Source organism: Streptomyces sp. SM11 (assembly GCF_002910905.1).
Taxonomy (GTDB): domain Bacteria; phylum Actinomycetota; class Actinomycetes; order Streptomycetales; family Streptomycetaceae; genus Streptomyces.
Window position 1 is genome coordinate 95,116 of record NZ_NEUE01000244.1, and the last position, 8,462, is coordinate 103,577.

Sequence of the window (8,462 nt, forward strand, 5' to 3'; positions counted from 1 at the left end):
TCCTCCGGTGGCGTCTCTGCCCGGCCTCGTCCACGGCACCGATCGCCTCATTCACCCTACGAAGAGACTCCCGACCTGCGGAGAGTCGGTGGCCATGCCCCTAATCAGCAGTCAGCCAGTGCCTCTGGGCCTGGTGACACTACCCCGGATCATGTTCAACAGGGAGGGCATGCCGGGCCCGGAGGCCGGCAGCCCCGTTGCGGGGCCACCGAAGAAGGATGTGGAGTGTCGGTGGCCAGTTAGATTCCCCGCTGGCGGCCACCTGACGAGTAGTAACTTGGCCACGAATCTCGCTACAGTCAGTAGCGGAGCAGAGTGCACTACCCCGGGCAACCCGCGCTCGGTCAGCACGTCACTTCCGAGCCAGCGGTTCCGGTCGGCCTCGAGGTGAGCGGGAACACTGAACAAGTACCTTGAGTAACTCATGCGTAATTCTCAGTGAGGATTGGTAATGCCGTACTCTCCACTGCTGATCAAGCCCATGCGGGAAGAGCTGACCAGCATCGGCTTCGTCGAGCTGGGCACCGCCGACGACGTCGACCGCGCCATGAAGAAGGCCACCACCGGCGTGACCCTGGTGGTCATCAACTCCGTTGACGGCTGCTCAGCCGGCATGGCGCGCCCCGGTGTCCGGCTTGCCCTCGAAGGTGACGCCAAGCGCCCGGACCAGCTGCTCACCGTCTTCGACGAGCAGGATGTCGAAGCCACAGCCCAGCTGCGCTCCTACTTCGCGGACGTCCCCCCGTCCCACCCTTCCATCACCCTCTTCAAGGACGGCGAACTCGTCCACTTCGTCCCTCGCCACCGCATCGAAGGCCGCGACGCCCAGAGTCTCGCCATCGACCTCGAGTCCGCCTTCAACGAGTTCGGCCAGCAGCGGGTCTGTCAAGAAAAGCGGCCTCCCCGCCCGTCGCCGCCCCTCCAACCGTCACAAACTCAAAAACCCCCGCGACTGGACCCCGGGCGGCTACCTCCCCGGCACCACACCCGAGAACTGATCCACCCCACCCCTCACACCCCATCTGAACAGCACAAACGCATCTGGCCCTCTGCGAACCCGCAGAGGGCCAGATCACGTCCACCACAACAACAAAGCCGGTCAAAGCGACAGAGTGTCGCTTTGACCGGCTTTATTCGGTCGGTTGACCCTGGTGTCCGAGGGGGGACTTGAACCCCCACGCCCGATAAAGGGCACTAGCACCTCAAGCTAGCGCGTCTGCCATTCCGCCACCCGGACAAGGTGTCTGCCGTTCGCGGTGCGTTCCCCGCGTCGACATGGAAACCATACCAGGGGTTCGGCGCGCCCTTCACCCGCATATCCCGTGGTCAGTGCGGTGCGGCGTGCCGGTGCGACCTCGGCGTCCCCGGTCCGCGGAGGTCCCGGGGCTACCTTCGCGTCCATGAGTGATCGCGGCTACCGCCGGCCCCGTCCGCTGTCCCCTCTGCGTGAGCATCTGCGTGACACGTTCTGGTTCGCCCCGACCATGGGGTTCGTCTGCGTGTTCGTACTGTGGCTGGTCGCCACCGAGCTGGACGACGCGATCGTCTCGCTGCTCCAGCGGGAGGGGGCGTACGACGAGCTCGGCGAGCTGATCGCGTTCTCCCAGGACACGAAGACGATCGTCACCACGATCAGCTCGGCGATGATGACGTTCATCGGGGTCGTGTTCAGCATCTCGCTGGTCGCGGTGCAGATGGCGAGCGGCCAGCTGACACCCCGGGTGGTGCGGATCTTCGTCAGGAGCCGGATCAGCAAGCTCACGCTGACGGTGTTCCTGGCGACGTTCCTCTTCTCGCTGCTCGTGCTCTCCTCGTTCGAGAGCGAGACCGACCCGCGCCGGGTGGTCTCGGTCCCGCTCGTGCAGAGCCTGCTCATTCTGGTACTGCTCGGGCTGAGTCTGTTGCTCTTCGTCGTCTACGTGAGTGCGACGCTGCGGCTGATGCAGGTGGGGCCCGTCGTCGACAGGATCGCGCGGGACTCGTTCCGGGTGCTGGGCAGGATGCCGCGGGGGCCGCGGGGAGAGGTCGAGCCGGGGCCCGAGACCGCGCGGGTGATGTACGAGGGGCGGGCCGGGGTGCTGCGGGACGTGAACACGGCACGGCTGGTCCGGGCCGCGCGGCGGCAGGACGTCGTACTGCGGCTCATCCCGCGGATCGGCGACTTCGTGGTACCGGGGACGCCGGTCCTCGCCGTCCACGGCGGGGCCGTGCCGCCTCGGCACCGCCTCCGGTACACGGTGTCCGTCTCGGTGGAGCGCACCCTGCACCAGGACCTGGCGTTCGGGCTGCGGCAGCTCACGGACATCGCGCTGCGGGCCCTGTCGACGTCCGTGAACGATCCGACCACCGCCGTGCAGTGCCTGGACCGGATCGTGCAGTTCCTCGCGGCCGTGGCACCTCTGCCGCTCGGCACCGTCCACCACCGGGACCGGGCCGGGCGGGTGCGCCTCGTGCAGGACGGTCCGGGGTGGGACGACCTGGTCGACCTCGCCTTCGAGGAGATCCGCTGGTGTGTCGCCGGGAGTCCCCAGGTGACGCGGCGGCTCATGGCGGGCCTCGACGACCTGCTGCTGCTCGCCCCCGAGGACCGGAGGATGTCTCTGGTCAGGCATCGTGCGCTGCTCGTCCAGACCGTGGAGCGCACGGTGCCGGTGCCCGCCGACCGCGCGTTCGCCCTGCTGCCGGACCGCCAGGGCATCGGGTAGCCCCGGCCCTGCCGCCCGGCCCGCCGGAGAGCCTCCGGCGGGCCGGGCCTCACGCGTCAGTCGCCGCAGCGGCCCTCGCGCAGGGAGTACAGGTGCTCGCTCGACTTGCGGGCGAAGGCGAGCGACTCGACCGGGTTGTCGTGCTCGGCCTGCCAGTGGTGGTACGTCCGGCCACGGTGGGTCCGGCCCGTGACCTTGGACAGGAACGTCTTGTAGTCGATGTCCCCGTCGCCGACGTCCGACATGCGGTAGCCGTCGCGCGTCGCGTCGTCGCGGACGCCGTCCTTGACGTGGAACAGGGGGTAGCGGTCCGGGTTCTTCAGGACGTACTTCAGCGGGTCGAGCGGGGCCGGGCTGCCGTCCACGCGCTCGCTGAAGCGGAACTGGGCGCAGAACGCCCAGTAGATGTCCATCTCCAGGTAGACGAGGTCCGGGTCGGTCTCTTCGAGCAACACGTCGTAGAGACGTACGCGCGGCTTGTCGGTCGCGAAGGAGAACTCCTCGGCGTGGTTGTGCTGGTAGAACTTCATGCCGCGCTTACGGGCGGCCGCCCCGTACGTGTTGAAGTCCTCGGCCGCCCGCTTCCACCCGTCCACCGTGTCGCCGTAGCGGAACGGGCCCGAGGCCGTGCCGATGTGCTTGAGGCCGAGGGCCTGGGCGTCGTCCAGGACCTTCTCAAGGTTCTGGGCAAAGGTGTAGGCGCCGGGGTTGTTGTCGTCGTAGTAGCCGACGTGGCTCCCGATCGGGTTGAGGCCGTGGTCGCGGGCCAGCCTCTTGAGCTGGGCCAGGGTGATGGCGCCGGCCGAGCCCTGGGTGTAGCCCGCGAACTCGATCTCGTCGTAGCCGTACTTCTCCAGTTCGGTGAAGACGGGGCCGAAGCCGCGATCTGGGAGAGGGTCTTCCAGGGCCGCTGTGGTTTGATCAGCTCGGTCTTGAACAGGCCGATCGTGCTCTCCATCAGGGCGTTGTCGTACGCGTCGCCGACCGAGCCGATCGATGCCGCGATGCCGGCCACGTCCAGGTGTTCGGCCAGCTTGAAGCTGGTGTATTGGCTGCCCGCATCGCTGTGGTGTATCAACTCGCCCCGAGTATGGGGGTGTTCATCGCGGTCGCGCTGCCACAGCGCCATTTCCAGAGCGTCCAGGACGAGCCGGGTCTCCTTCGACGTCGCGGCGGACCAGCCGACGACGCGACGGGAGAAGGTGTCCACGACGAAGGCGACGTGGACCACCCCGGCCCAGGCCGCCACATGCGTGAAATCCGCGACCCAGCAGCGGTTCGGCGCGGTGGCGACGAAGCCGCGGTCCACCCGGTCCGGTGCCCGCTCGGCCTGCTGGTCCGGGATCGTGGTGATGACCTTCCTGCCGCGGACGGCGCCGGTGATGCCCAGCTCGCGCATCAGCCGCTCCACGGTGCAGCGGGCCACCGCATGGCCCCGCCGGTTCAGCTCCCGCCAGATCTTCCTCGCCCCGCAGACACGGCAGTTGTCGATGTGGACCTGCCGGATCAGCTCCCTGAGTTCCGTGTCCCGCACGGTCCGGGCGGACGGGGCGGCCATGCGTTGGTGGTGGGCGTAGTAGGTGGAAGGGGCGATCTGGCAGTCGTGCTCGGTGAGCGTCCTGCAGATCGGCTCGACCCCGCCGAAGCGGTCCCGGTGCTCGTCGATGAACGCTACGAGCGTGTGTGTGGCCGGTCGGGCTCGGCCGCGAAGAAACTCGCCGCCGCCTTCAGGATCTCGTTGGCCCGCTTCAGCTCGGCGATCTCCTTCTTCATCGCCTTGAGCCGGGCCGATTCCTCCGTGGTCGTCCCCGGCCGTGCCCCCGCGTCGATCTCGTGCCGCTTCAGCCAGTTCCGCAGCGTCTCACGGGAACCGATGCCGAGCTTCTCGGTGACCGCCTGCAGAGCGGCCGTCTCGTTCGGGTAGCCGTCGCGCACCTCAGCGACCATGCGCACCGCACGACGGCGGAGCTCAAGCGGGCAACGGGAAGGTCGTGCCATGACTCAATCCCTCCATGGAATCAAGCCTCCACCCGACCCGGGGCGGTTCAGTTCGTAACCTGTCAATCATTGGTGGGGAGCTTGCCCTCTTCGAGGACCTCGCCCGTGCCGACTGGCCATGGCGCCCCGGACGAGAACGCAGGAGTCTCCCGTTCGCCGGACGGTTCAGCCCGGTGTGACGCAGCGTGCCTCGAAGGCGGCCCGGACGAGGTCGAGCAGGAGGGGCCGGGCCCCGAAGAGGGGTGAGTCGCGGTGCAGGGTGAGGAGGTGTCTCCCGATCAGAGGGTCGCCCGTGAGCCTGCGCATGGCTACGCCCTCACGTGCCCGGGCCGACCCCTGGGCCAGAGCGACGCCGACGCCTTGGGCGACCAGGTCGCAGAGGATGCTGAGGTCTCCGATCCGGTGGGGTGACATCCGGGGCGCGAATCCGGCCGGGGCGCAGGCGTCGGCCAGGGCCCCGTAGTCGTCGCAGCCCAGGTCGTGCGGCGGGAGTAGCCACGTCTCGTCGGCGAGGTCCGCGAGATCGACCCGGTCCTGTCCGGCGCGGGGGTGGCCCGCCGGAAGGATCACCACAACGGGTTCAAGTCCGATGACGTCGACGATGACCCCCTCGGGCGGGGTCGCGCCGAAACCGTCCAGGTCGACCAAGCATCCGGCGTCGACGGAACGGTCCTCAATTCCATTCATCGCGTCCCCCGTGGATGAGAACTGGACAAAGGTCACTGGATTGGTCACCGCGGCGGGCAGATGCAGCGTCAGGTGGCTCAGAATCGGCCCGGAGCTGCCGCCGACCGCTACCGGCTCCGCACCGTCCGCCGGGCGGAGCCGGTAGCTGCGAATCCGGTCGGCGCTGACCACTGCGGTCCGCGCGTGCGCGAGCACCAGTTCGCCGGCCCGTGTGGGTGCAACGCCGCAAGCCGAGCGCTCGAAGAGCGGTTGGCCGAACGACGCCTCGATCCGCCGCAGTTGGGTGGTCATAGCTGGCTGAGAGAGAAACAGGGCGGCGGCTGCCCTGGTCAGGCTGCCCGCTTCGGAGATTGCCAGCAGAATGCGGAGATGCCGCAGTTCCAGGTCCATGGCTGGTTGAGGCTAGTTCACGCGCGGTGTCATGTCCACGATGTGAGAGGAGGCGGTCCTGTGTGGGCCGGACAGACGCTCGCCAGCCCGGCCCGCCCCCTCTCGGCTCCGTGGCTACAGTGCGCCGGTGTACTCCTGGATCCAGGATCGCCAGGCAGCCAGGTCCGTGTAGACGGCGCCGCCGACACCACAGGTGTCGCTTCCACTGCCGCTGCGACTGGTGGCGCCGGCCAGTTCGAGGCGGCCGTTTCGGTTGACCAGGGCGGGACCGCCGGAGTCGCCGTAGCAGGCGGTGCTGGAGGTGGTGCCCGCGATGCACAGCTCACGGCTGTTCACCATGCCCGAGCAGGAACTGTCGGGCAGAACCTTGGTCTCCAGCTGCTTGAGGTAGCGGGGCGCCGAGGAGGAGCAGCCGCGCTGCGGACAGGTCTGGCCCCAGCCGAGCAGCCGGGTGGCGGAATTGTCAGCGGGAGTGGTGGCGGTGATCGGTACGGGCGTGTTGGAGACCTGGCTGCTGAGGCGGAGCAAGGCTATGTCCTGACCGGCCATGCTCTGACTGGTGGACGGGCGAACGATCTGTGAGACGCCGGCCAGAGTTCCCCCGCTGAGGTGGTCGTTGGAGCCTACCCTCACGCGCAGGGATGAGGCCGGGAGCGCGCCATTGCCGTATGTACAGTGCAGGGCCGTGACCATCCAGCCCGGGGAGATGAGCGAGGCACCGCAGTAGTGGCCGCCGCCGTTGACCTGGATGGAGCCCATGAACGAGTAGGTGGAGGTGGCCTGCCCACCGCCGACGATGGGTTTCGGAGCGGCGGACGCGGCGCCGGTGAAGGCCGGGGCGGCGACGGCCACGCCGAGGGCGATGCCCGCGGCGATCAAGGAGCGAGGCAGGAGCATGAGAGATCCTTCGTGAGGGTGACGTGGGAGGCGTGGCGGCGGGCCGGTCTCTGCTCGTGGTCCCAGCTTGTTCGTGGCCCGTCAACCTGCCGTCCACCGAAGTATGTGAGGCGGTCGTACCGGTCCGCCAATGCCAGCGACCCATAACATCCGGGAGTACCAGGCGGTAGTCCCGGGTCTCCCGGCCAACCCGGACCGCCGCGTCGCAGATCCGGGGTCGGCAGTCTCCGAGGCTCCCCCTGCGACAGGTGGCAATCTGCCCAAAGGTTCAAAAGGATGCGACATGCGCGAGTTGACAGGCTCTAGATCAATCGGCGGACGCTGCCGGGGCGGAGCTGCTCGCCGGCGACGGTGACGGTCCCGGTGCTCGCCCGGCGGGCTCCGTAGATCGTCTCCAGGATCTCCGAGCGGCCCGAGCCGACGAGTCCGGCCAGGCCGACGATCTCGCCCGGTCGGAGTTCCAGGTCCACGGGGGCGAACTCGCCCTTGCGGGAGAGGCCTTGGACCCGGAGAACGGGTTCCGCGGTGGCGGCGGCCGGCTCTTCCGGGCGCGGCGGGAAGACATAGGCGACGTCCCGGCCGGTCATCATGGCAACGATGTCGCGGGTGGGAGTGTCTGCGGCGGGAAGCCCGACGGCGACGGTCCGGCCGTCCTTGAAGACGGTGACCCGGTCGCCGATGCGGCGGATCTCCTCAAGACGGTGCGAGATGTAGACGACGGCCACCCCGTCGGCGGTGAGGCTGTCGACGATCCGGAAGAGGTTGTCGACCTCGTCGGGGTCGAGGGCGGCGGAGGGCTCGTCCATCACGATGAGCCGGACGTCGTGGGAGAGCGCCCGCGCCATGGAGACGATCTGCTGCTGGGCGGCGGAGAGGTCCCCGACCGGCCGGGCGGGGTCGATCTCCGGGTGACCGAGGCGGGCCAGGAGCGCCTTCGCCGCGAGACGTCCCTCCCGGGTGCGGACGATGAAGCCCGCGCTGGTCGGCTCGTGGCCGAGGAAGACGTTCTCGGCGACCGAAAGGCCCTCGACCAGGTCGAGTTCCTGGTAGATGGTGGCGACGCCCAGGCGCATGGCCGCGATCGGCGACTTGAGCTGGACGGTTTCGCCGCGCCAGGTGATCTCGCCGTCGTCGGGCTGGTGGGCTCCGGCGAGCACCTTGATGAGGGTGGACTTGCCCGCACCGTTCTGGCCGAGGAGGCAGTGGACCTCGCCGGCCTGGACTTCCAGGGCGACGCCGTCCAGGGCGCGGACGCCCGGGAAGAGCTTGGTGATGCCGGACATCGTGAGCAGGGGTGGTTCTGGTGCCATGACGAATCCCCTCGGCGAATGGGGTCTCCCCTGCTCGGGCGGTACCGAGGGGCCGGGGAGGGCCGGTGATGCGGACAGGGCGCAGGGCTGGAGGTGCCGTGGAGCCGGCGGCACCACGAACGGCTGCTGACTAGTACCTGACGAGCTGATACCTGACGAGTACCTGACGGATAACGAGTCGCACTGACGAAACGCTGCCTCAGTGCGGTGGTGCGTACGGCCTGTGGTCAGGCCGGTGAGAAGAGGTGGTCGCTGATGAGCCGGGCCGCGCCGATCACTCCGGCCGCGGGCCCCAACTCGCCCAGCACGATCGGGAGATTGCCGGTGGCCAGGGGCAGGGACTGCTTGTAGACTTGGGTCCGGACACTGGCGAGGAGGTTGTGACCGAGGCCGGTGACCCCGCCGCCGATCACCACCAGGCCGGGATTGAAGAAGCTGACGAGGCCGGCGATGACCTGTCCGGCCCGGTTGCCGC

At 68.6% G+C, this 8,462-nt stretch carries 7 protein-coding genes, 1 tRNA gene and 3 pseudogenes; 2 read left to right on the forward strand and 9 right to left on the reverse strand.

Annotated features, from left to right (window positions below; translation table 11 throughout):
• Positions 1 to 435 precede the first annotated feature (435 nt).
• Positions 436 to 585, reverse strand: a complete 150-nt coding sequence (locus B9S58_RS39405; protein ID WP_258045046.1) for a hypothetical protein — start codon at positions 583 to 585, stop codon at positions 436 to 438.
• Here B9S58_RS39405 and B9S58_RS39410 point away from each other — a divergent pair.
• On the forward strand, positions 518 to 1,171 hold the full coding sequence (locus tag B9S58_RS39410) for a BrxA/BrxB family bacilliredoxin (RefSeq protein WP_258045045.1): 654 nt from the start codon (positions 518 to 520) through the stop codon (positions 1,169 to 1,171). The genes B9S58_RS39405 and B9S58_RS39410 overlap by 68 nt on opposite strands.
• Here the strand turns inward: B9S58_RS39410 and B9S58_RS25960 are convergent.
• A tRNA-Leu gene (locus B9S58_RS25960) sits at positions 1,150 to 1,237 on the reverse strand. The two genes, B9S58_RS39410 and B9S58_RS25960, sit on opposite strands and share 22 nt — an antisense overlap.
• Positions 1,238 to 1,400: 163 nt before the next feature.
• On the opposite strand from B9S58_RS25960, the gene B9S58_RS25965 reads away from it, so the two are divergent.
• On the forward strand, positions 1,401 to 2,705 hold the full coding sequence (locus B9S58_RS25965; RefSeq protein WP_103534457.1) for a DUF2254 domain-containing protein: 1,305 nt from the start codon (positions 1,401 to 1,403) through the stop codon (positions 2,703 to 2,705).
• A 56-nt stretch (positions 2,706 to 2,761) separates the two neighbouring features.
• Here the strand turns inward: B9S58_RS25965 and B9S58_RS25970 are convergent.
• The 7 genes and pseudogenes from B9S58_RS25970 to B9S58_RS39420 form a co-directional block, all read right to left on the reverse strand.
• Positions 2,762 to 3,586: pseudogene (locus B9S58_RS25970) on the reverse strand (sugar phosphate isomerase/epimerase family protein); the annotation flags it as partial.
• Positions 3,587 to 3,642: 56 nt separating this feature from the next.
• Positions 3,643 to 4,371, reverse strand: a pseudogene (locus B9S58_RS40305) (IS3 family transposase); the annotation flags it as partial.
• A gap of 5 nt (positions 4,372 to 4,376) precedes the next feature.
• Positions 4,377 to 4,703 (reverse strand): hypothetical protein, encoded by a 327-nt coding sequence (locus B9S58_RS39415; RefSeq protein ID WP_258045033.1) that lies wholly within the window; start codon positions 4,701 to 4,703, stop codon positions 4,377 to 4,379.
• A 165-nt stretch (positions 4,704 to 4,868) separates the two neighbouring features.
• On the reverse strand, positions 4,869 to 5,780 hold the full coding sequence (locus tag B9S58_RS25985; protein ID WP_103534460.1) for a LysR family transcriptional regulator: 912 nt from the start codon (positions 5,778 to 5,780) through the stop codon (positions 4,869 to 4,871).
• Positions 5,781 to 5,894: 114 nt separating this feature from the next.
• Positions 5,895 to 6,677, reverse strand: a complete 783-nt coding sequence (locus B9S58_RS25990) for a trypsin-like serine protease (RefSeq protein WP_103534461.1) — start codon at positions 6,675 to 6,677, stop codon at positions 5,895 to 5,897.
• Positions 6,678 to 6,982: 305 nt separating this feature from the next.
• Positions 6,983 to 7,987 (reverse strand): annotated as a pseudogene (locus tag B9S58_RS25995) (sugar ABC transporter ATP-binding protein); the annotation flags it as partial.
• Positions 7,988 to 8,214: 227 nt separating this feature from the next.
• The coding region (locus B9S58_RS39420; RefSeq protein ID WP_258045036.1) for an ROK family protein at positions 8,215 to 8,462 on the reverse strand (248 nt) is incomplete at its 5' end.